The organism is Anaerococcus vaginalis ATCC 51170 (assembly GCF_000163295.1).
In the GTDB taxonomy this organism is placed as follows: domain Bacteria; phylum Bacillota; class Clostridia; order Tissierellales; family Peptoniphilaceae; genus Anaerococcus; species Anaerococcus vaginalis.
Window position 1 is genome coordinate 1 of record NZ_GG700532.1, and the last position, 717, is coordinate 717.

The following is a 717-nucleotide window of genomic DNA, read 5'->3' on the forward strand; positions in this document are numbered from 1 at the left end:
CGGAGAACTGTGAATGCGCAAACCAACCCTTGGCAGAACATATCCATCGCGTCCGCCATCTCCAGCAGCCGCACGCGGCGCATCTCGGGCAGCGTTGGGTCCTGGCCACGGGTGCGCATGATCGTGCTCCTGTCGTTGAGGACCCGGCTAGGCTGGCGGGGTTGCCTTACTGGTTAGCAGAATGAATCACCGATACGCGAGCGAACGTGAAGCGACTGCTGCTGCAAAACGTCTGCGACCTGAGCAACAACATGAATGGTCTTCGGTTTCCGTGTTTCGTAAAGTCTGGAAACGCGGAAGTCAGCGCCCTGCACCATTATGTTCCGGATCTGCATCGCAGGATGCTGCTGGCTACCCTGTGGAACACCTACATCTGTATTAACGAAGCGCTGGCATTGACCCTGAGTGATTTTTCTCTGGTCCCGCCGCATCCATACCGCCAGTTGTTTACCCTCACAACGTTCCAGTAACCGGGCATGTTCATCATCAGTAACCCGTATCGTGAGCATCCTCTCTCGTTTCATCGGTATCATTACCCCCATGAACAGAAATCCCCCTTACACGGAGGCATCAGTGACCAAACAGGAAAAAACCGCCCTTAACATGGCCCGCTTTATCAGAAGCCGGACATTAACGCTTCTGGAGAAACTCAACGAGCTGGACGCGGATGAACAGGCAGACATCTGTGAATCGCTTCACGACCACGCTGATGAGCTT

2 protein-coding genes are annotated in these 717 nt (G+C 54.5%); one reads left to right on the forward strand and one right to left on the reverse strand.

Going from position 1 to position 717, the window contains the following annotated elements; genetic code table 11:
• Positions 1-173 precede the first annotated feature (173 nt).
• On the reverse strand, positions 174-542 hold the full coding sequence (locus tag HMPREF0078_RS09410) for a hypothetical protein (protein WP_000538659.1): 369 nt from the start codon (positions 540-542) through the stop codon (positions 174-176).
• Between HMPREF0078_RS09410 and HMPREF0078_RS09045 the strand changes: the two genes are divergently transcribed.
• Positions 541-717 (forward strand): Rop family plasmid primer RNA-binding protein (locus HMPREF0078_RS09045; RefSeq protein ID WP_004839967.1); only part of this gene is annotated, 177 nt, incomplete at its 3' end. The two genes, HMPREF0078_RS09410 and HMPREF0078_RS09045, sit on opposite strands and share 2 nt — an antisense overlap.

Bases quoted from the DNA above. Each gene is read 5' to 3' on its own strand.
- HMPREF0078_RS09410 (WP_000538659.1), bottom strand. From the start codon at position 542: ATGGGGGTAATGATACCGATGAAACGAGAGAGGATGCTCACGATACGG.